Raw genomic sequence first — 21057 nt, forward strand, 5'->3', positions numbered from 1 at the left:
TGTGGTTGCATGGGCGGCACCGATCCGTGCATGCCGACCCGTCAGGAGTGCCCCCGTGGCCTTCACCGCCCCGCCGTCCTTCACCACCCGTCCCACCCTGCGCGGGTCCTTCGGGATGAGTGCCTCCACCCACTGGCTGGCCACGGCCTCCGCGCAGTCGGTGCTGGAACGCGGAGGCAACGCCTTCGACGCCGCCGTGGCCGGAGCCTTCGTGCTGCATCTGGTGGAGCCGCACCTCAACGGCCCCGGCGGGGACATGACCGGGATCTTCGCCACGGCGGAGGACCCCGGACGCCCCGTGGTGCTGATGGGACAGGGGCCTGCGCCCGCGGCGGCGACCCCGAAGCACTTCCGTGCTGAGGGACTGGAGCTGGTGCCCGGATCAGGCGCGCTGGCTGCGGCCGTCCCCGGAGCAGTGGACGCCTGGCTGGTGCTGCTGCGGGACCACGGAACCTGGGAGCTCGCCGCGGTGCTGGACTACGCGATCGGATACGCCCGGGACGGCCACGCCGTGGGGGAGCGGGTCTGCGCGACGATCGCCACCGTGCAGGAGCTGTTCACCGAGCACTGGCCCAGCTCCGCAGCACAGTGGATGCCGCAGGGGAGGGTTCCGGTGGCCGGGGAGGTCGTTCGGAACCCGGAGTACGCCGAGGTCCTCGCCCGACTGGCCCGGGCCGGCGCATCCTCCGGGGCTGACTCGCGAGAGGACCGGATCGAGGCGGCGCGGTCTGCCTGGCGGACCGGATTCGTGGCGGAGGCGATCGTGGAGTTCGCCGCCACACCGCACCGGCACTCCTCTGGGACCGACCACGCCGGAGTGATCTCCCGGGCGGACGTGGCCGCGTTCAGCGCCGGGTATGAGCCGGCCGCCACCCTGGAGTTCCGGGGGCACACCATCGCCAAGACCGGGGCCTGGGGCCAGGGTCCGGCACTGCTGCAGACACTGGCCATCCTGGACGGATACGACGACGCAGACCTGGACCCCTCCACCGCGCGCGGGATCCACACCGTGCTGGAGGCGCAGAAGCTGGCCCTGGCCGACCGAGAGGCGTACTACGGGGACACGGAGGTTCCCCTGGAGACGCTGATCAGCCAGGAGTACGCCGCCGCACGGCGGGAGCTGATCGGCGAGCAGGCCTCCCACGAGTTCCGTCCGGGCCTGGTGGAAGGGCGCACCCCGTTCGTCCCGCCGCTGCGCACCGACTACACGCCACCGGCGCTGCGCGGGCAGGACTCGTCCGTTCCAGGCGTGGGAGAGCCCACGGTGTCCCGCACCGGAGAGACCCGCGGGGACACCTGCCACATCGACGTGGTGGACCGGTGGGGCAACATCATCTCCGCCACGCCCTCCGGCGGCTGGCTGCAGTCCTCGCCCACGGTCCCCGGGCTGGGGTTCTGCCTGGGCACGCGCCTCCAGATGACCTGGCTGGAGCCGGGGGCGCCCACCACACTGACCCCGGGCCGCCGTCCCCGGACCACGCTGACCCCCACCCTGGTGCTGAAGGACGGACGCGCGGTGGCGGCCCTCGGATCACCCGGTGGAGACCAGCAGGACCAGTGGCAGCTGCTGTACCTGCTGCGCACGATCGTGGGTGGGTACGAGCCCCAGCAGGCGATCGACGCCCCAGCGTGCCACACCACCTCCGTGCCGGGCTCCTTCTGGCCGCGCACCTGGACCCCGGGCGGGGCTGTGGTGGAGTCACGCGTGGGCGAAGAGGTCCTGGCCGAGCTGGAACGGCGCGGTCACGTGCTGGAGCGAGCCGGGGAGTGGACGCTGGGCCGACTCTCCGTGGTCACCCAGGATCCGGCCACCGGGCAGCTCAGCGCGTCGGCGAACCCCCGCGGTGGCCAGGGCTACGCCGCCGGCCGGTGAGCGCGCCAGCCCACGAAACGTGTGGCTGGAATTCTGCGGTCACGGGCTCTGGAACCACAGATTCTCAGCCACACGTTCGAATGGGCGGTCTGTTGAGCTTCGTCAGCGGGAGGCGTAGGCGCCGGTGAGGAGCACGGCGCCGCCGTCCACGCCCTTGGCGCCCTGCACGTGGTCCTCGGCCGGAGCCTGCTCCACGGCGGAGACCGACTCGGCGGCGGAGGCCTCGGCCACCTGTCCGGCCACCCAGGCGGTGATCCCGCGCGAGGCCAGGCGTTCCCCGGCGGCGTCTGCGGCGGCGGGGTCCACCACGGCCACCATGCCCACACCCAGGTTCAGGGTGCGCTCCAGGTCCGGCAGCGGCACCTGGCCCAGCTGGGCCACGAGCTGAAACACCGGGGGCAGCGACCAGGTCCCGCGGTCCACGGTGGCCAGCACGCCCTGGGGCAGCACGCGCGCGAGGTTCGCGGCCAGGCCACCGCCGGTCACGTGGGAGAACCCGCGCAGGGCGGCCTCCCCGGACGCGGTCTGCACAGCAGCCGAGGCACCGCTCACGGTGTCCCCGTTGAGGTGGCGCATCAGGTCCAGGCAGTCGGCGGCGTACACGCGGGTGGGCTCGAGCAGCTCCTCGCCCAGAGTCCGGCCGAGCTCGCTGACCTCACGGTCCAGGGACCAGCCGGCGGAGTTGATCACGCGGCGCACCAGCGAATAGCCGTTCGAGTGGATGCCGGAGGAGGCCATGGCGATCACCACGTCGCCCGGGCGCACGCGCTCCGGACCCAGCACCGCGCTGGCCTCCACCACACCGGTGGCGGCACCGGCCACGTCATACTCGTCCACACCCAGCAGGCCCGGGTGCTCGGCGGTCTCGCCACCCACCAGGGCGGTGCCGGCCACCTGGCAGGCCTCGGCGATCCCGCGCACGATCCCGGCGATCCGCTCCGGGACCACCTTGCCGCAGGCGATGTAGTCGGTCATGAACAGCGGCTCCGCGCCGACCACCACGATGTCATCCACGACCATGCCCACCAGGTCGAACCCGATGGTGTCGTGCTTGTCCAGGGCCTGGGCGATCGCGACCTTGGTGCCCACGCCGTCCGTGGAGGTCGCCAGCAGCGGCTTCTGGTACTTCAGCAGCGCCGAGGCGTCCCACATCCCGGCGAACCCGCCGAACCCGCCCACCACGGAGGGCCCGTGGGTGGCCTGCACGGCGGCCTTCATCAGCTCCACCGCGCGGTCCCCGGCCTCCACGTCCACCCCGGCGGTGGCGTAGGTGATGGGCTGGGCAGGGGCATTCCCGACGGCGGCCGGCGGGGTGGTGTTCTCAGGTGCGGTCACAGCGGGGTCCTGTCATTCTCGCTCAGCAGGTTCTCCAGTTCGGCGCCCGGGCCCGGCTCGCAGCCATTGGCCCCGGGCCGTTCGGCCGGGTCCACGGTGGGGGAGAGCGTCTCGCCCTCCAGGGTCTCGGCGGCAGCACGCGAGTCCGTCGAGTCCGTCGAGTCAGTCGACCTCGCCTCCGGCGAGGCCGCCGGGGAGGCGACTGGGGTCGCCTGAGGTGCCGGAGCCGTCGTCGGGCCGGAGGTGGTGGAGGTGGGGCGCTCGAGCAGGTTCTTGCCGCGCTCGTCCTCGGTGGCCAGCGGGATGGGGTAGTCGCCGGTGAAGCAGGCGGTGCAGAGGGTGGCGCGGGGCTGGCGGGTGGCCTCGATCATGCCGTCCTCGGAGATGTACTCCAGGGAGTCGGCGCCGATGGACGCGGCGATCTCCTCCACCCCGGCGCCGTTGGCGATCAGCTCCGCGCGGGAGGCGAAGTCGATCCCGTAGAAGCAGGGCCACTTGACCGGCGGGGAGGAGATGCGCACGTGGACCTCGCGGGCGCCGGCCTCCTTGAGCATGCGCACGATGGCGCGCTGGGTGTTGCCGCGCACGATGGAGTCGTCCACCACCACCACGCGCTTGCCGCCCACCACGCCGGGCTGGACGTTGAGCTTGAGGCGGATGCCCAGCTGCCGCAGGGTCTGGGAGGGCTGGATGAAGGTGCGGCCCACATAGGCGTTCTTCACGAAGCCCTGGCCGAACGGGATGCCGGACTCCTCGGCGAAGCCGACCGCCGCGGGGGTGCCGGACTCGGGGACGGGGATGACCACGTCCGCCTCGAAGGTGTTCTCGCGGGCCAGCTGGCGGCCCATCTCCACGCGGGACTCGTACACCGAGCGGCCGTTGATAGCGGCGTCCGGGCGGGCCAGGTAGACGTACTCGAAGACGCAGTGCGCGGGCTTCGGCTCGGCGAAACGGGTGGTGCGGATGCCCTCCTCGTCGATCGCGATCATCTCGCCCGGGTCGATCTCCCGGATGAACGAGGCGCCCACGGTGGCCAGGGCGGACTGCTCGGAGGCGACCACCCAGCCGCGTTCGAGCCGGCCCAGCACCAGGGGACGCACGCCGTGGGGGTCACGGGCTGCGTAGAGGGTGGTCTCGTTCATGAACACGAAGCAGAACGCACCGCGAATCTGGGGTAGCAGCTCCTTGGCGGTCTGCTCGAAGGAGGTCCCGGACTCACCCTGCATCAGGGCGGTGACCAGGGCGGTGTCCGTGGTGTTGCCCTGGGCCATCTCTCCGCGGGCGGGCACGCCGTAGCGCTCGGTCACCATGCGGTGCAGCTCGGCGGAGTTGACCAGGTTGCCGTTGTGCGCCAGGGCCACGGTGCCCTCAGCGGTGGCGCCGAGCGTGGGCTGGGCGTTGGCCCAGTGGGAGGAGCCGGTGGTGGAGTACCGGCAGTGGCCGATGGCGATGTGGCCGGTCAGGGTGTTCAGGGTGGACTCATCGAAGACCTGGGAGACCAGACCCATGTCCTTGTAGACGCTGATCCGCTTGCCGTTGGAGGCGGCGATGCCCGCGGACTCCTGGCCGCGGTGCTGCAGGGCGTAGAGACCGTAGTAGGTCAGTTTGGCGACCTCTTCACCGGGGGCCCAGACGCCGAAGACACCGCATTCGTCCTGCGGTCCCTTCTCGTTCGGGAGGAGGTCATGGTTGAGCTGGCCGTCACCGCGCTTGTGAGTCACGGTCCTCATTCTCCCACCGATCGCGCCACTGCTGGACGTCTGTTCCACGCAGAGCGACATCTGCCTGCGACGGGTCCTGCACGGACTCCGCATGCACGGTGTACATCTCCTTGCGGGAGCGGCGGTCCAGGACGAGCCAGACCAGCGAGCCCAGGGCGGCACCGACGACGGCGAAGAGCACGAAGAAGAAGCCGAACGTGGTGGCGAAGGTGAACTCCGGGTTCTGCGGGCCGAACGTGGTCACCAGCAGGGCGGCGATCAGACCCAGCGCAGCGCCGGAGGCCATGAAGACACCGATCCTGGGGGCGCGGCGCACCACGAACTCACGCTGTACCGGGGGCGCCTGCGGGGGATGCTCGGCCGAAGAAGTCATGCCCTCCAGTCTAGTGGGGGTCGTCGATGCGGCGGGTCGGTCAGAAGCGGTCGTGACGCTGGGCCACGGCGATGCCGCTGGCGATCAGACCGACCAGGAGGAAGAGTCCGGCGATCACGGCCACCACAGGCTCTCCGCTGCCGGCGCCGAGCAGGGGGACGAGCAGGGCCACCGGGGTGAAGGTGGCTGCGGTGGCCAGCGCCGAGATCGCGCTGATGGGGCTCTCATGCCGGCCGCCGATGACGGACACCACGGTGAAGACCAGTCCGATCAGCCCCACGAGGATGCTCAGCAGTCCGCCCCAGAGCAGTCCCGCCAGGGCGCCCCAGCCGGTCTCATCGGTGATGCTCATGATCAGCACGGCGACCGGGGTGATCAGCAGGGCCCCGGGCACCAGGATCTCGCCGATGGCGTCCAGCCAGCGGCGGCCGTCGGTGCGGCGCCTGGCCTCGACCACGGCTGCGATGACCGCGATCACGGCTCCCACGCCGGCGACCAGCATCAGGCCCACCACGAACTCGCCGAAGACCAGGCTGAGCACGAGCAGGAGCATGGCCGCCGGGGTGCCCAGCAGTCGCGCCGCCAGCAGCCCGCGGTCGGTCTCCGTCTGCGGGGCACGCACAGTCTGCGGGGCCTGCGGTGCCTGTGGAGCAGCGACAGCGCCGGACTCCTCGGCAGCGGGGACAGCCCCGTCATCACGACGGGCGCGCACCGCCAGCACCAGGCCGAGCACGGCCATGACCGTCACCACGATCAGCACCAGTGGCTGGAGCCACGGGAGGCGGGGGCCGTCCAGAGGCACGAACAATCCGGTGCTGCCCACGGTGAGGACCATGAGGGCACCGGCGGCCAGGACGGTGGCGAGCAGTGCTCGACCCGGAGCGTGGTGAGTGGGGTGATCGCGGTGATCGTGCGACTGACCGCTGCCGCGCAGGGCCAGGCCCACGAAGACCAGCCCCATGACCGAGGCCAGCACGGCCACCGCGCTGGTCACGAGATGCAGGGTCATGAGTGCCTCGGGCTCGGCGACCACGACGTGGAACGGCGGGCAGAGGACCAGCACGGCGGCGGCCACGCAGGACATCCCCGTGGTCTCATGCCAGCCGCTCGAACCGGGGCCACGCTGTTTCAGGGACATCGCCCCGAGGACGATCACGGCCACAGCCAACCCGGCAGCCACCAGGGTGAGCAGAAGGTTGGTCACGTTGACGATCGAGATCAGTCTCGCGAACCGACTGCCGACCATGCCGAAGTCACCGGAGGGGAACAGCACGGCCGAGGCGACCGGGCGCAGCACCACCGCCAGCACACTGCAGGCCACCAGGACCCGTGCCAGACCGCGACGTCGCGCTGGGTCTGTGGTGGCCGTCGTCGGGCCGGTGCGGGTCTGGTCCATGGGGTCCCCTCCGTCTGGCCGGGCCGCGCGGCACCGCCTGAACGTGAATCTACCGGTGGGAACCGTGACCAGGATCATGCGGCGCGGCATAGGGGTTTACCGCAGATCCGTCTGACCGGGGACGGGCCGGCTCGGCGGAGAACCGGGCGCTCTCCATGCAGCCGAAGACCAGGCCGGCCAGGACAGTCGCCAGAGCCACCGGCAGCAGGAGCTGACCTCCCACGGCGATCAGCGGCAGGGCCAGGCCAGCGGGGATGAGTGTGGCCGCAGTGGCCACGGCGGACACCCGACCGGCCCACGTGCGGTGCAGCGCCGACCGGGAGGAGAAGGTGGTGACGGCGGTGAAGACCAGGCCGATCAGCCCCAGCAGGAGCGAGGCGATGCCGCCGATCCCGAGCCCGAGCAGGGCGCCCCAGCCGCCGGTGTCGTCGTTGATGCTGAACACCAGGATGGCGGCCGGGGTGAGCAGCACGGCCAGGGGGACCAGCACTGCGCCCACAGCGACCAGAGTGCGGCGCGGATGGGTGCGGCGTCGGGCCTCCAGGACAGCGGCGACCAGCGCGGCCAGGGCCAGCAGGCAGGCCACCCGCAGCAGCACGAAGCCCTCGGTCCCCTGGATGACCGCGAGCATGATCAGCAGCAGGGCGGCGGGGGTGCCCAGCAGTCGGAGGCCCGCCAGGGTGCGCAGGGCGGTGTCGGCGGGTGCCTGCGCCGAGGCCGGAGCCGGATCCAGTGGTGAGGAGGCCGGGGGAGCGTTCCGGCGGTCCATCCACCGCAGGACCACCGCCACCAGCGCCAGCACCGTCAGCACGGCGGAGGCGGTGAGGCCGAACCAGGGCAGCAGCGCCTGGGTCACCGGGTCCAGCAGCCCGGTGCTGAACGCGCCGTTGATCAACGCGGTCAGGATCACCAGCAGCGAGCTGACCAGTTGCCCCGTGGAGGCGTAGCGCCGGCGGGCTGCGGCGAACAGGAAGAACACCAGGCCCACGAACGCCGCCACGGCACCCAGGGTGGCGACCACGGTGAAGATCGGTTCCATCTGGTCATACCCGAACGGCAGGATGGTCACCGGCAGGCTCAGGATGATCAGCGCGATCGCCGTGCACAGGTCCGCGACGGCCGGCTCCCAGGGGGTGCGTCTGGCGCGCAGCGCGGTGGCCGTGACGACCAGGGAGGCGATGCCGAGCCCGATCACCACCATCTCCATCAGGGTGGCCAGGGTGTTCGTCAGGCTGAACAGCGTGCGCGAGTCGGAATCCGCGGTCACGGCCGTGGTGAACACGACCCTGAGCACCAGAGAGGAGAGCGCCAGCAGCAGGGCCGCGAGGGGCAGGAGCAGAAACGACGCCTGTCTGGCAGTGAACTGGTCCACCGCGCCGGCGCAGGATGGCAACTCCAGGGAGGCGACCCTGATTACTTACCTGGGGAATGGGGCTGGTGGCACTTTGCGTCTCTGCGCAACGCGGTTCAGTGTCTGTTCGTGGATGGAGCGCACCATCTGCACAGGGTCAGCATCTTCGATTCCGAGACGTCCCCAGCGCCACGTTGCGGTAGCGGTCACGCCGCTGATGCTGAACCGCTGAAGGCGTGATTCGCTGTAGGTGAGGTCGCGGTAGAAATCTCCTTCGATAGTGAGGCTTCGCAGGCCTGTTGAAAGCCACCACTGCTGGAACTCGGGATTGAAGTTCGCAGCAAGCGTTTCGCGTGTCAGCTCCCACATCAGCGGGGCGGTGGTTGGGCTCCAAGCATTGATCGGCGCAACTTCATCGAAGAACGTGATGCGTCCCGCGCGACGGATGTCATGTGGGAGGACCGGATACCAGGGGGCAACCGCCTTATAGGCGATTTCGTAGTTGTCGATGGAGCCCAGGAAGGCGTGGACGCCCTCGTCGTAGAATTCGGTCTGCTCTGGCATCTGTGGCAGAAGGTGTCTCCCCAGTCGATACAGATTGATGGCGAACTGATCGTCCGGGTCTTCGACCGTCGGGTTGTATACCCACTCTTCACCGATGTCGTCGTCAGGCAGCGTCCTGGTGTCGACCTGCTCGTCGTCGCGGTTGAGATAGGACCCGATGTCCTCAACTCCCTCGACGGGCAGAATGACGCCGAATCGCTTCAGCTGGGGCTCACTCATGTAGGTCACCGCCAGGTCCAGAATCTCGCCCTCTGGCACAGCCTCGATGACCGGTCCGTAGTCGGAATCCCAGCCAGCCTCGTCCAAGACGACCTGGATTGCCTCTGCAGAGACATCAGCGGGGTACTTCTTGAAAAGCGGCCGCAAGCCCGAGGGCCCCACTCGCCAGGCTTGAGTGAACTCCGCAGCCAACGCTTGGCTAACCATATTTGCTCCTATCGGAGATAGTTGCCCCTGTGCCCTTTGGGGAAGTATCCGTATGTGTTTTTATGCCTTTGAAGTAGTAACGATTTTGTCGGAGGGCGTCTCCGCGGGTGTGCCCTGCATGGTGGTCACCCTTGTGCGCACCCGTCGGTCCGGTCGGCGTCAGTCCAGTGGCAGAAGCGAGCTCAGGTCAGCGCGGCTTCCGGAGGCGCTGACGCGCCCCTGCCCGACGGCGGCCTGCCAGCTCAGCTGCCCCGTGGCCAGTCCCAGCCAGGTCGCCGGGTCGGTCTCGATCACGTTCGGAGGCGTCCCTCGGGTGTGGCGTGGCCCGGCGATGCACTGGCACACCCCGAACGGGGGGACGCGGACCTCCACGGAGTTGCCCTCCGCGCGGGTGGCCAGTTCCTCCAGGGTGTAGCGCACGGCTGTGGCGCGAGTGGTGCGGGGCAGGGCGGCGGCGTCCTCGGCACCGGTGGCGGCGGCCTCGGCCCAGGTGCGCAGGGCGGAGCGGCCCTCCTCCACGGGGATGCGGCGTTTGACGGCCATCGGGGTGCTCCTGTTCAGTCCAGCAGCTCGAGGACCGGCCGGGCCAGCTGCACCCGGCCCACGGGCTCGCCGCGGCCCAGGATCTTCGGGGCCACCTGCTCCAGCACGCCCGGCAGGACCTCCATGTCCACGTGGTCCGGGGCGAACTGGGCCAGCAGCGCCAGGGAGACGAGATTGCCCGCCCTGGTGCCGCCGTCGAGTGCCTTGACCGCCACGGCCGTGCCGTCCGGGGCGGCCATCACCATCACGCCGTCCGCCCCGAGCTTGGCCAGCAGCCCGAGTTCGCGCAGCACCACGGTGTTGGAGTTGGTCGCCCCGTGCACGGCCCAGGGGTGCTCGAGCATGGCGGTGGCCACCCGGGCGGCGTGCAGCTCGGCGTCCCGGCGCTGAGGGGCCACAGCCACCCGGCCGATCCCGCGGGCCAGTCCGGTCAGGGACAGCACCGGCGCCGGGGCACCACAGCCGTCCACGCCCAGGTGCGCCACCGGCTCGCCGCAGTACTGCTCGATCACCGAGACCACCTCACGCTGCACGGGGTGCTCGGCGTCCAGATAGGTGGCCGGGTCGTGCCCACCGTGCCGGCAGGCGGAGAGGAATCCGGCGTGCTTGCCGGAGCAGTTGTAGGCCAGCGGGGTCTTCTGAGGTCCTTCCGGGCCGGCGTCCATGGCCATCCGCACGATGTCCTGCGGATCGGCCGGCCAGGCGGGCGGGCACTGCAGGTCCGACTCGTCCATCCCGGCGTAGGCCAGCACCGTGCTGGCGGTCTGGCGGTGGCGGGACGTGCCGCGGTGGGACCCGCAGGCCAGGGCGATCTGCTCGTCCACCAGCCGGGCGCCGTGCCGCAGGGAGGCGATCGCCTGCAGGGGCTTGAGCGTGGACCGCGGGTAGATCAGGGCATCTGGATCGCCCAGCCGGGCCAGGACAGAGCCGTCCGGGGCGGTCACCACGGCCGAGCCGGCGGTGCGGGACTCCAGGAATCCGTTGCGGACCACATGGACGAGCTCCACGGCACGGTCCAGCGGGAAGGTGGCGTTGGGGGTGCGAGTGGTCTCAGTCACGGGATCCACTGTAGGCGAGCGGTCAGCCGTCGCGGCGGCGCAGCCAGGCGGTGATGCCGATCGCTGCCGCCAGGGACACCACCAGGGAGACGAGGGCTGCCCCGATGTCCCCGCGTTCGAAGCCGAACATCCGGGTGGCGAACCACATGATCAGGGCGGTGGTCACCCAGATCATCAGGAAGGTGTAGACCCTCCCGAGCGGACTCCGCCCAGCGGTGGGGGCCTTGCCGTAGGGGTGCCCGTAGTTCTGCTGCTGCTCATGCTGGCGGATCGGCTCAGGGTTCATCCCACCGAGGCGGGGGTCCTGGCGGGGGTCGTGCGGCTGGGGCATGCTCATGCACCCAGGCTACGGGGTGGTGACCGGGCTGGTCGGTGCAGGCGCCGCGGCAGCACAGCCACCGCAGACGCACAGGCGCACTCCGCCCCGCCACCGCCTAGGCTGGGGAACTGTGAAGATCCTCGTGCTCGGCTCCGGCGGCCGCGAACATGCCATCATCCGTGCGCTGCTGCGCGACCCCTCCGTGGACGAGGTCCACGCTGCACCCGGCAACGCGGGGATCGCCCGCGATGTCCCGGTCCACCCCGTGCAGGCCACCGATCCGGTGAGTGTCACGGAACTGGCCGGGGAGCTGGGAGTGGACCTGGCCGTCGTCGGGCCGGAGGCGCCGCTCGCGGCGGGTGTCTCGGACGCCCTGCGCGAGGCCGGGTTCACCGTGTTCGGCCCCTCCCGTGCGGCTGCCCAGCTGGAGGCCTCCAAGGCGTTCGCCAAGGACATCATGGCCCAGGCCGGGGTGCCCACCGCCCGCGCGCACAGCTGCGAGACCGAAGAGCAGGCCGCCGCCGCACTGGACGAGTTCGGCGCACCCTATGTGGTCAAGGACGACGGTCTGGCCGCCGGCAAGGGCGTGGTGGTGACCGGGGACCGCGAGGCAGCCCTGGAGCATGCGCGCAGCTGCTTCGCCGCCGGTGGGACCGTGGTGATCGAGGAGTACCTCGACGGACCCGAGGTCTCGCTGTTCGTCATCTCCGACGGCACCAATGCCGTCCCGCTGGTGCCCGCCCAGGACTTCAAGCGCATCGGCGACGACGACTCCGGCCCGAACACCGGCGGCATGGGCGCCTACACCCCCCTGGACTGGCTGCCCGAGGGCTTCACCGAGGAGGTCGTGGAGACGGTCGCCCGCCCGGTCATCGCCGCCATGGCCGACCGCGGCACCCCCTTCGCCGGGGTGCTCTACTGCGGCCTGGCCGTCACCGCCCGGGGCATCCAGGTCATCGAGTTCAATGTGCGCTTCGGCGACCCCGAGACCCAGGCTGTGCTCGCCCGACTGCGCACTCCGCTGGGCCAGCTGCTCATGGACGCCGCCACCGGGTGCCTGGCCCTCGTCGGCGCCCTGGACTGGTCCCCGCAGCACGCCGTGGACGTCGTCGTGGCCGCCGCCGGCTACCCCGACACCCCGCGGAAGGGTGACGCCGTGAACGGTGTGCAGGAGGCCGAGTCGCTCGAGGGCGTCTCCGTGCTGCACGCCGGAACAAGCGTGAGTCCCGACGGCGGAGTGGTCGCCTCGGGCGGCCGGGTGTTGGCCGTCGTCGGGATGGGTGATTCACTGGCCGAGGCCCGCGAGCGGGCCTACGCCGGAGTGGACCAGATCCAGATGGCGGGCTCCCAGCACCGCACCGACATCGCGCTCAAGGCCGAGCGCGGTCAGATCACGCTGCCGGCGACTGCGGGCGCGGCGACCGATGCCGCTGGCCAGACTGCTGAGAACGAGGAGGCCATCTGATGGCCGGACTGGACACGCAGGCACAGGAGCTGCCGGGCTGGCGTCATGTCTACTCGGGCAAGGTCCGTGACCTGTACGCCCCGGCCGGGTCTGGCGCTGATCCTGACGCGGAGAAGCCCGACACGCTGCTAGTGGTCGCCTCGGACCGGATCAGCGCCTATGACATCGTGTTGAGCACCGAGATCCCCGACAAGGGTGCGGTGCTGACGCAGCTGTCGCTGTGGTGGTTCGAGCAGTTGGCCGATGCCGGGCAGGGCGGCGAGCCGATCCTCAACCACGTGGTCTCGTTGGATGTGCCCGAGGTGGTAGCTGGCCGGGCCATGGTGGTGCGCGCGCTGGACATGTACCCGGTGGAGTGCATCGCGCGCGGGTACCTGACCGGCTCTGGGCTGGCGGAGTACCGCGAGTCCGGCACCGTCACCGGGCTGCCGCTGCCGGCGGGACTGGTGGACGGCTCGCGACTGCAGCCGGCGATCTTCACCCCCTCGGCCAAGGCGGAGGTGGGGGAGCACGACGAGAACATCACCTTCGAGCAGATGGTCGAGCGGGTCGGTCCGGAAGCGGCCGAGCGGCTGCGCGAGCTGACCCTGGCGGTCTACGGTCGGGCCGAGGCCATTGCCCGGGAACGCGGGATCATTCTGGCCGACACCAAGGTCGAGTTCGGAGTGGATCCGGCCACCGGCCAGATCGTGCTGGGCGACGAGGTGTTGACCCCGGACTCCTCGCGCTTCTGGGATGCCGCCGACTATGCGCCGGGACGCCCCCAGCCCAGCTTCGACAAGCAGTTCGTGCGGGACTGGCTGACCTCGCCGGAGTCCGGCTGGGACCGTCACTCCGGTCAGGAGCCGCCGGCGCTGCCGACGGAGATTGTGGAGAAGACCCGTGCGCGTTACGTGGAGGCGTACCAGCGTCTGACAGGTCGGACCTTCAGCGCCTGAGCTAGGAGCGCAGCTCGCGCGCGCGAGCGCGCATGCGAAAGACCAGTTCGTCGAGCCAACTGCCCACGCTCTGCCGGGCTTGGACGGTGTCGGGGTAGCGGCAGCGCAGGTGTACCCCGGTCTCGTCGACAATGAACCACAGCATGACACCGCTGGTGCGGATGGCCGCGGAGACGTAGTGGGCACCGAGCCCAGCCGCGTCGATACGCACCGGCAGGCGGCGCAGGTCCAGCCAGGAGACCGCGAACATGCCCGGGGCCTCCGGCATCCCGCCATAGGGTGCCATGACCGGAGCCAGCGGCCAGGAGCCCAGCCGGACCGCCTCGCGGACGGCCAGCGCACAGGCGGCGGGGTCCGGGTCGGCGGATTCCAATACGGAGTTCGTGATGAACCAGCCGACAGAATCGTGCCATCGCTCCTGGGAACGACTATGGACGGGGAACACCACGCGCAGCGGTGCTCCCGCCGTCGTGATGGTGGTCTCGGTCATCACAGAGACGGTCAGCGCGAGCGTGGAGACGGCGGCCTCAGCGGCGACCGAGGAATAGGCGGCGAGTTCGGCGACCCCGAGGACATCGCGCACCTCGACGCGTTCGGGGTGGGGGACCGGCTCGCCCAGTGGCAGCGGGAAGCGGGGCATGAGGCCGCCGCCGGCGTCGAGGATCTCGCTCCAGCGACGGCTGACCTCGGGCGGGGCGGCCGGGCGCTCGAGCAGCTCGCGGGTGTGTTCGGCGAACTCCGGGACGGCGGGCAGCTGGGGCTCCTCGCCGCGCAGGCACTGCTCGAGGGCGGCCAGCAGGTCGCGCACCAGCACCAGCAGCGACCACAGGTCCACGTGGGAATGGTCGGAGGCCACCACCACGTGCGGCCCGTCGGCGGTCTCGATCACGCAGAGCCGATGCGAGGGCCTCTTGTAGGGACTGCAGGCGGCGTCGAGCACCTCGCGCAGGGCATCGTGGACCGGTTGGCCGGGGCTGATCTCGTGCTCGCGCCAGGACGGTTCGCCCACGCTGACCCGCCGCAGCTGGGGGCCTTCGTCGTCGGGAAGGAAGATGGTCTGCAGGGTTCCATGCGTCCGGACGACGGCGCGCCAGGCCCGCCCGATGCTCGACGTGGGCACCGGGTGGGGAAGACGGAAGGACAGCGCCATCCAGGATCCGGCGCGATCGCCCATGCTGACGTGGCGGTGCTGGTCGAAGGAGACGGGCAGCTCGTCCAGCAGCTCGTCCAGCGCGGCACCGCCCGCCAGCTCGCCCGCATCGACGGGATCCGCGGGGAGGACCTGCACCGGCAGGTCACAGCTGAGCAGACGGCCGAACGGCAACCACAGGGAGTTGATGTGGCTCAGTCGCATGGCAGTACCGTAGGGGCATCGCGTTACGTCGTCGTTGCGGCTATGCGGCCGCTGCGTTCCAGAGGCCGGAGGCACACGATGCACAAGTTCAAGGTTCCCGGGGCCGAACTGGCCTGGTCGTTCAGCGATGAGTCCGGCCAACCGGTGGTGCAGCTGCACGGGCTGACCTCCAGCCGCTACCGCGACCGTGTGCTGGACCTGGATCTGGGGCGAGGCCTCTCCGGCACCCAGCTGCTGCGCTACGACGCCCGCGGGCACGGTCACTCCACCGGGCGGCGCGAACCGGAGGACTATCGCTGGCCGGCGCTCGCCGAGGACCTGTTGGCCCTGCTGGACCATTGGTTTCCCGACGAGCAGGTCCACGGGGTCGGCCCCTCCATGGGCACCGGCACCCTCCTGCACGCCGCGATGCGCGCGCCCGAGAAGTTCAGCGGCTTCACGCTGATGCTCCCGCCCACCGCCTGGGCCACGCGCACCGCGCAGGCCGGGGACTATCGCCGCCTCGCCGAGTTCATCGAGCAGCACGGCATGGAGCGCTTCGTCGCGGCCAGCACCCAGATGCCGCGCCCGCCAGCCACCATCGGCACCCCGGAGACGGTCCCGCACGTCAGCGGCGAGCTGCTGCCCTCGATCTACCGCGGTGCCGCGATGAGCGATCTTCCCACCCCGGAGCAGATCGCCTCACTGGACATCCCGACGACGATCCTGGCCTGGGTGGACGATCCCTCCCATCCGCTCTCCACGGCTCAGGCACTCGTGGAGCTGCTGCCGAGCGCGACCCTGCAGGTGGCCCACACCCCGCAGGACGTGGCTGGCTGGCCGATCATCCTGGCGGCCGACGTGGAACGGTCGGCGTCACACAACGATCGACCGGCAGCGCGTTCACAGGCTGGGAGTTCAGGCTGATGCACCGCTCGGTGTCGTCCAACGATGGACCAGGTAGCCGTAGGTGAGCGCCGTCGTCTCCGGATGGTCGGCCAGCCACGAATCTGCGAGCTCGACGGGGAACTCGAGGTGAAGGACTGCCTCCAAGTCCTCGCGAGTATCGAACGTCCAGGAGCTCATCACCTCGGTGGTGTCAGCACCCTGGGAAGCCCACCACTGCCTCGCGTAGGTGTCCTGACCTTGCGCGGCAGCGGCAGCGCTTCTCCGAAGCAGTTCGGCGAACTCCCCGGTCTCCGTGTCATTGTCGATCACCACGAGTGTTCCGCCCTCGCGCAGCACCCGCCCGACTTCACGCAGTCCGGCCGACGGGTCGAACCGGGGGTGCGGAAAGAAGTACGCGAACCTGGCATGCACCACATCCACGGAGGCGTCAGCAAGTGGAATGTGCTCCGCCGAGCCCCGCAGGACCACAGCCTCCCCGGGCCGCTGTTCAGCGAAGGCAATCAACGTGGGGTCGGGCTCCACGCCGATGACCTGCTGGGCGTCACCGTAGTGAGGCAGCCAGTAGCCGGATCCGCAGCCCAGGTCCAGGATGACGCGATCCCGCCAGTCCGACTGCCGCCGCAGCTCGGTCCAGAGGGTCTGCTCGCGGTCCATCGCCCGGTTCTCGATCTCATACACGTCCGGATCCACGCGCTGGTTGGCCGAGGGGACGAAGTCCTCCAGATCGTCCATGGCTGCTCCCACTGGGTTGCCGGAGGTGCTGTGGGCTGTCACGGGGGCACTGTGCCGGGCGAACGCGAAGACCACGTCCGGGGCGTGGACGTGCACGTCATCGCAGCGGTAGCCGCGCAGCCAGGGGACGCCGTCGATCACGCGCAGGTAGAAGCCTTTGGGGACCTCGTGGTCCTCACTCACCGGGGCGGAGGCCACGTGGATCGAGCCCGTGGGTGCCCGTCCGGTGGAGAGGACCGAGTCCGGCGCCGACTCCTGGTCCAGCAGGGCCAACCGCAGCGCGGGGCCGGTGGTCAGAGGACACAGCCTCAGGCCTGCGGACGCTGCGGCGGCGAACACCTCCGGCAGGGTCCCACCGTCCGTCAGCCCCAGCTCCGAGACGCTCCGCAGGACCACCTCCACGGTCTGCGGCTCGGGAGACTCAGTGCCGAACTCAGGTCGGTCCAGCAGCGCCTCGGCATACGCGTTCAGCCTCACCCCGGCCGCCGCGAGGTCTGCCCGCACCATGGATGCCGGCCTGTCACCGACGCGCACTGTCAGCTCTCCGGACACCGGACTCACTCGTCCCCGGAGACCAGCGAGTTCCGCCAGGCCCCGTGCAGCTCTGCGAACCGTCCGCCGGAGGCGATCAGCTCCGCGGGGGAGCCGTCCTCCACCACGCGGCCGTCATGCACCACCAGGACGCGGTCGGCGATCTCCACGGTGGAGAGCCGGTGCGCGATGATCAGGGCCGTCCGGTTGCCCAGCAGCCGTTCCAGACCGGCCTGCACCAGCCGTTCGCTGGGCAGGTCCAGGGAGCTGGTGGCCTCGTCCAGGATCAGCACGGCGGGATCGGCCAGGAACGCGCGGGCGAAGCTGACCAGCTGACGCTGACCGGCCGAGAGCCGTCCGCCGCGTTTGGTGACGTCGGTGTCGTAGCCCTCGGGCAGGGCCAGGATGAACTCGTGCGCGCCCACGGCCTGCGCGGCGGCCTGGATCTCGGCGTCGGAGGCATCCGGCCGGCCCAGGGCGATGTTCTCGGCCACCGTCCCGGAGAACAGGAACGCCTCCTGGGTCACCATCACCACGTTGCGCCGCAGGTCGGCCTGGGAGAGCTCATTCAGCTCCACCCCGTCCAGGGTCAGTGACCCGGAGCTCAGGTCATAGAAGCGGGCGATCAGCTTCACCAGCGTGGACTTGCCGGCACCGGTCTGGCCCACCACCGCCACGGTCTGCCCGGCGGGGATGGTCAGGTCGAACTCGGGCAGGATGACCTTGCCGTCGCCGTAGCCGAACACCGCGTCCCGGAACTCCAGGCGACCCTCGGCAGCGGGCAGCGGCACGGGCCGGTCCGCCTCGCGCACAGTGGGCATCTCCTCGAGCAGTCCGGAGACCTTCTCCAGCGCCGCCGTGGCGGACTGGAACGAGGAGTAGAACATGGCCACCTGCTCCATGGGCTGGAACACGCGCTTGCCGGCCAGCAGCAGCGCCACCAGCACGCCGACCGCCAGGGTGCCGTCCAGCACGCGGAAGCCGCCGAAGAGCAGCAGCGCTACCACGGTCAGGTTGCCGGTGATCACCAGGGTGGGCTGCAGCACGCCGAACAGGTTCAGCGAACGCACCATGTCGTCGCGGTACTTGGTGGCCAGCCGCTCGTACTTCTCGTCATTGGCACGCTGACGGCGGAAGGCCTGCACGGCGCGGATGCCGGTCATGGTCTCCACGAAGTGCACGATCATCCGGGCCGAGGACACCCGCGACTCGCGGTACACCGCCTCCGAACGCACCTGGTACCAGCGCACGGCGATCGTCACCGGGATGAACGCCACCAGCAGGATCAGCCCGGAACGCCAGTCCAGGATGAAGATCGAGGCGGCGGTGAAGAGCATGAACATCATGCCGGAGACCAGCGAGGACACACCCTGGTCCAGCAGCTCGCGCAGCGACTCCAGGTCCGAGGTCTGCCGGGAGATCACCCGCCCGGAGGTGTACGTCTCATGGAACTCCAGACTCAGCCGCTGGGTGTGCCGGAACACCCACACGCGCAGGTCCAGCAGCATGGCCTGGCTGACCCGGGCGGTCATCCAGGTGTAGGTGCCCAGCAGCAGGCCGGCGGTGAGCGCGGCCGCCAGATAGGTCCCCCCGACGACGGCCATCACCGTCCCTGCAGAGCCTCCGGCCTCCAACGTGGAGACGATCTCCGGCAGGCCCCAGTCGATGGCCCAGGCGATGATCAGGGGGAAGGCCGCACGGGCGGCGTTGGAGATGACCACCAGCACGGCGGTCAGGATCAGCTTCCACTTCACCGGGCGGGCCAGGTCGGCCAGAAGTCGCCAGGAGCGCTGGCGGATGTACCGGCGTTCGGCCACGGAGAGGTCCAGCCGCTCCTCGCCGCGCACGCCCAGCAGGGTGGGGGAGTCGTTCTCGGGGGTGTCCGTTCCGGGCGCGCGGGAGGGCTGCGGCGTCGAGGGCGTGCGGCTCATCGGGCCTCTCCTGTCCGTGCGTCGGTGCCGGGGGTGTCGGCATCGGTGACCGCCTCGGCGGGGTTATCGGCGACCACGTCCGCCCTCGCCTCCACGGCCCGGCGTTCGGTCTCGGTGAAGTCCGCCCCGTCCTCGTCTCCACCCGCATCCGGCGAGGCGCCCTGCCCGGGTGCGTGGCCGTCGTCGGGACCCTGGTGGTCCGGGGAGACCACCGGGAGCATTCCGGTGATGACGCCGGAGTCCATGACCGACTCGATGGAGCGGTCCTCCTCGAAGCTGGAGATGATGAAGCGGTAGTCGGCCGAGCGGCGCAGCAGCTCGGTGTGCGTGCCCACGTCCACGATTCGGCCCTGCTGGAGCACGGCGACGCGGTCGGCCAGGGCCACCGTGGACGGGCGGTGCGCCACGATCAGCGTGGTGGTGCCGGACAGGACCTCGCGCAGACGGGCGGTGACCTTCTCCTCGGTGCGCACGTCCAGGGCGGAGAGCGGGTCGTCCAGCACCAGGATCTGCGGCTGGGCGGCGATCGAGCGGGCCAGGGCGATCCGCTGGCGCTGACCGCCGGACAGACTCAGGCCCTCCTCGCCGATCTCGGTGTCCACGCCCTCGGGCATCTCGTGGGCGAACTGTGCCTGGGCGGTGTCCAGCGCGAGCTCGAGCAGGGCGTCGGCGAGGGCGGGATCGGCCAGAATCTGCTCCGGCGCGCCCAGCAGGACGTTGTTGCGGATGGTGTCCGAGAACAGGGTGGCGTCCTCGAAGGCAATGGACACGCGCCGGCGCAGCTCGGTCAGGTCGAACTCGCGCACGTCTGTCCCGTCCACCAGCACGGCGCCTGCGGTGACGTCGTACAGGCGCGGGACCAGCTGGACCAGGGTGGACTTGCCGGAGCCGGTCAGTCCCACCAGGGCCATGGTCTCCCCGGGGACCAGCTCCAGGGTGATCTCCTGCAGCAGCGGCGTGGAGTCGGCCGGGGCATCCGGGTAGCGGAACTGGGCGCCCCGGAACGCCAGGGCGCCCCCGCCGCGGTGCTCCTGCGCCGACGCGTGCGCCGCCGGCTGGGCTCGCTCGTCCCCGCCGAAGGTGGCCTCACCGGGGGAGGCGATGTCCACGGGGGAGTCCAGCACGTCGATGTGCCGATCGATGGCGGTCTTGGCCGAGAGGGTCATGCCCATCAGCTGGCCCACCGACTCCACGGGCCCGGCGAGCACGGCCGCGGTGGCGAAGAACGCGGCCAGGGCGCCCACCGTGATCTCGCCCGTGGCGGTCAGGTAGAGCCCCACGGCCAGGGCCACGCCCAGCACCGCCTCCGGCAGGGCGACGATCAGCGCGATGAACTTGGAGAGCACGGTGGCCTTGTGCACCTCGGTGCCGCGCAGGGTGTCGGCCTGTCCGCGGAAGCCCTCCAGCGCCTCGCGGCCGCGGCCGAACGCCTTGAGCACGCGGATCCCGTGGACGGACTCCTCCACGGTGGTGGCGAGGTCGCCGGCCTGGTCCTGGGACAGACGCGACGCCGCGCGGAAGTCGTTGCGGAAGTAGAAGGAGCGCCACATGATCGGGATCGCCCCTGCCAGGTAGATCAGTCCCAGCACCCAGGAGGAGCTGAACAGCAGTGCCAGGCCCACCGCGATCGTGACCAGCGAGACCACGAACATGACCGAGCCGAACGCGATCCACCGGCGCAGCAGGCCCAGGTCCGCCACCGAGCGGGAGAGCAGCTGACCGGAGGGCCAGGAGTCGTGGAAGGCCACGGGCAGGCGCTGCAGGCGGCGGTAGAGGGCCACCCGCGCGCTGTTCTCCACGCCGGCGGCGGGAGGGAGGATGAAGACACGGCGCAGGAAGATCAGCACGCCTTCGGCGATGCCCAGCGCGGCGATCACGACGACGGCGCTCCAGACATCTGTCTGGGAGCCACCGGGGCGCAGCACGGAGTTGACCAGGACCTGGATGACCTGCGGGATGGCCAGGGCCACCAGTCCGGCCAGCATGGCGGCGATCAGCCCGGCGACCCAGCGCCAGCGCATGCCCTGCAGGTACGGGGAGAGGCGGCCCAGAGCCTGGCGGAGGGTGCGTTCCTCCCCCTGGACGCGCCTCGTCTGAGACGGTGCAGAGGTGGACATGCGGGGCCTCCTGGGGCGTGGCCCTGGGATGCGCGCGAGGGGCGGTGACGACGGTGCACCGGCTCGAGGCCAGGGTCAGACGGGGTGAAGCGCATCCGATCGGACGCAACGGTCGACCATCCTACGCCCGGACCCGCACTTC

The 21057-nt window shown here is 70.6% G+C and carries 17 protein-coding genes; 4 read left to right on the forward strand and 13 right to left on the reverse strand.

The annotated features are described in order from the left end of the window. Positions 1-55 precede the first annotated feature (55 nt). Entirely contained in the window at positions 56-1873 is a 1818-nt protein-coding gene (locus BM355_RS05695) for a gamma-glutamyltransferase family protein (RefSeq protein ID WP_091695911.1), read from the forward strand. Between the two features lie 102 nt (positions 1874-1975). On the opposite strand, the gene purM is transcribed toward BM355_RS05695, so the two are convergent. From purM to BM355_RS05740, 9 genes are all read right to left on the reverse strand, one after another. Continuing rightward, on the reverse strand, positions 1976-3208 hold the full coding sequence (gene purM / locus BM355_RS05700) for a phosphoribosylformylglycinamidine cyclo-ligase (RefSeq protein ID WP_245760621.1): 1233 nt from the start codon (positions 3206-3208) through the stop codon (positions 1976-1978). Continuing rightward, positions 3205-4929 (reverse strand): amidophosphoribosyltransferase, encoded by a 1725-nt coding sequence (gene purF / locus BM355_RS05705; RefSeq protein WP_425435602.1) that lies wholly within the window; start codon positions 4927-4929, stop codon positions 3205-3207. The genes purM and purF overlap by 4 nt, the downstream gene beginning before the upstream one ends. Beyond that, positions 4910-5302 (reverse strand): hypothetical protein, encoded by a 393-nt coding sequence (locus tag BM355_RS05710; RefSeq protein ID WP_091695915.1) that lies wholly within the window; start codon positions 5300-5302, stop codon positions 4910-4912. The genes purF and BM355_RS05710 overlap by 20 nt, the downstream gene beginning before the upstream one ends. Before the next feature lie 40 nt (positions 5303-5342). After that, positions 5343-6698: a hypothetical protein gene (locus BM355_RS05715; RefSeq protein WP_091695917.1), complete on the reverse strand. Its 1356-nt coding sequence runs from the start codon at positions 6696-6698 to the stop codon at positions 5343-5345. A gap of 49 nt (positions 6699-6747) precedes the next feature. Then, positions 6748-8070: a spermidine synthase family protein gene (locus BM355_RS05720; RefSeq protein ID WP_091695919.1), complete on the reverse strand. Its 1323-nt coding sequence runs from the start codon at positions 8068-8070 to the stop codon at positions 6748-6750. A 45-nt stretch (positions 8071-8115) separates the two neighbouring features. Next, positions 8116-9039, reverse strand: a complete 924-nt coding sequence (locus BM355_RS05725) for a hypothetical protein (protein ID WP_091695922.1) — start codon at positions 9037-9039, stop codon at positions 8116-8118. Positions 9040-9198: 159 nt separating this feature from the next. Next, on the reverse strand, positions 9199-9582 hold the full coding sequence (locus BM355_RS05730) for a sterol carrier family protein (RefSeq protein WP_091695924.1): 384 nt from the start codon (positions 9580-9582) through the stop codon (positions 9199-9201). Between the two features lie 14 nt (positions 9583-9596). Further along, positions 9597-10640 (reverse strand): asparaginase, encoded by a 1044-nt coding sequence (locus BM355_RS05735; RefSeq protein WP_091695926.1) that lies wholly within the window; start codon positions 10638-10640, stop codon positions 9597-9599. Positions 10641-10662: 22 nt separating this feature from the next. Beyond that, complete coding sequence (locus BM355_RS05740) at positions 10663-10977, reverse strand: phage holin family protein (protein WP_143109432.1); 315 nt, start codon at positions 10975-10977, stop codon at positions 10663-10665. A 112-nt stretch (positions 10978-11089) separates the two neighbouring features. On the opposite strand from BM355_RS05740, the gene purD reads away from it, so the two are divergent. Continuing rightward, positions 11090-12424, forward strand: a complete 1335-nt coding sequence (gene purD, locus BM355_RS05745; protein ID WP_091695931.1) for a phosphoribosylamine--glycine ligase — start codon at positions 11090-11092, stop codon at positions 12422-12424. Then, positions 12424-13362, forward strand: coding sequence for a phosphoribosylaminoimidazolesuccinocarboxamide synthase (locus tag BM355_RS05750; protein ID WP_091695933.1), 939 nt, complete (start codon positions 12424-12426; stop codon positions 13360-13362). Before purD ends, BM355_RS05750 begins: the two co-directional genes overlap by 1 nt. Before the next feature lies 1 nt (position 13363). On the opposite strand, the gene BM355_RS05755 is transcribed toward BM355_RS05750, so the two are convergent. Further along, complete coding sequence (locus BM355_RS05755) at positions 13364-14716, reverse strand: condensation domain-containing protein (RefSeq protein ID WP_091695936.1); 1353 nt, start codon at positions 14714-14716, stop codon at positions 13364-13366. Positions 14717-14794: 78 nt separating this feature from the next. Here BM355_RS05755 and BM355_RS05760 point away from each other — a divergent pair, with 78 nt between their 5' ends. Further along, positions 14795-15622: an alpha/beta fold hydrolase gene (locus tag BM355_RS05760; protein WP_091695938.1), complete on the forward strand. Its 828-nt coding sequence runs from the start codon at positions 14795-14797 to the stop codon at positions 15620-15622. Here the strand turns inward: BM355_RS05760 and BM355_RS14580 are convergent. Genes BM355_RS14580 through BM355_RS05780 form a run of 3 tightly spaced genes read right to left on the reverse strand, consistent with a single transcriptional unit; the run spans position 15614 to position 20915 of the window. Further along, positions 15614-16843 (reverse strand): class I SAM-dependent methyltransferase, encoded by a 1230-nt coding sequence (locus BM355_RS14580; protein WP_245760622.1) that lies wholly within the window; start codon positions 16841-16843, stop codon positions 15614-15616. The two genes, BM355_RS05760 and BM355_RS14580, sit on opposite strands and share 9 nt — an antisense overlap. Positions 16844-16893: 50 nt before the next feature. Further along, on the reverse strand, positions 16894-18798 hold the full coding sequence (locus tag BM355_RS05775) for an ABC transporter ATP-binding protein (protein WP_091695941.1): 1905 nt from the start codon (positions 18796-18798) through the stop codon (positions 16894-16896). Continuing rightward, on the reverse strand, positions 18795-20915 hold the full coding sequence (locus BM355_RS05780; RefSeq protein WP_245760623.1) for an ABC transporter ATP-binding protein: 2121 nt from the start codon (positions 20913-20915) through the stop codon (positions 18795-18797). The genes BM355_RS05775 and BM355_RS05780 overlap by 4 nt, the downstream gene beginning before the upstream one ends. Positions 20916-21057 lie beyond the last annotated feature (142 nt).

Origin of the sequence: Micrococcus terreus (assembly GCF_900116905.1) — a bacterium.
Lineage (GTDB): Bacteria > Actinomycetota > Actinomycetes > Actinomycetales > Micrococcaceae > Citricoccus > Citricoccus terreus.

What these genes read in the sequence shown, in the direction of transcription:
- BM355_RS05710 (WP_091695915.1), bottom strand. Translation starts at nt 5,302, where the DNA reads ATGACTTCTTCGGCCGAGCATCCCCCGCAGGCGCCCCCGGTACAGCGT.
- BM355_RS05715 (WP_091695917.1), bottom strand. Translation starts at nt 6,698, where the DNA reads ATGGACCAGACCCGCACCGGCCCGACGACGGCCACCACAGACCCAGCG.
- BM355_RS05725 (WP_091695922.1), bottom strand. Translation starts at nt 9,039, where the DNA reads ATGGTTAGCCAAGCGTTGGCTGCGGAGTTCACTCAAGCCTGGCGAGTG.
- BM355_RS05730 (WP_091695924.1), bottom strand. Translation starts at nt 9,582, where the DNA reads ATGGCCGTCAAACGCCGCATCCCCGTGGAGGAGGGCCGCTCCGCCCTG.
- BM355_RS05740 (WP_143109432.1), bottom strand. Translation starts at nt 10,977, where the DNA reads ATGAGCATGCCCCAGCCGCACGACCCCCGCCAGGACCCCCGCCTCGGT.
- BM355_RS05750 (WP_091695933.1), top strand. Translation starts at nt 12,424, where the DNA reads ATGGCCGGACTGGACACGCAGGCACAGGAGCTGCCGGGCTGGCGTCAT.
- BM355_RS05755 (WP_091695936.1), bottom strand. Translation starts at nt 14,716, where the DNA reads ATGCGACTGAGCCACATCAACTCCCTGTGGTTGCCGTTCGGCCGTCTG.
- BM355_RS05760 (WP_091695938.1), top strand. Translation starts at nt 14,795, where the DNA reads ATGCACAAGTTCAAGGTTCCCGGGGCCGAACTGGCCTGGTCGTTCAGC.
- BM355_RS14580 (WP_245760622.1), bottom strand. Translation starts at nt 16,843, where the DNA reads ATGGTGCGGGCAGACCTCGCGGCGGCCGGGGTGAGGCTGAACGCGTAT.
- BM355_RS05775 (WP_091695941.1), bottom strand. Translation starts at nt 18,798, where the DNA reads ATGAGCCGCACGCCCTCGACGCCGCAGCCCTCCCGCGCGCCCGGAACG.
- BM355_RS05780 (WP_245760623.1), bottom strand. Translation starts at nt 20,915, where the DNA reads ATGTCCACCTCTGCACCGTCTCAGACGAGGCGCGTCCAGGGGGAGGAA.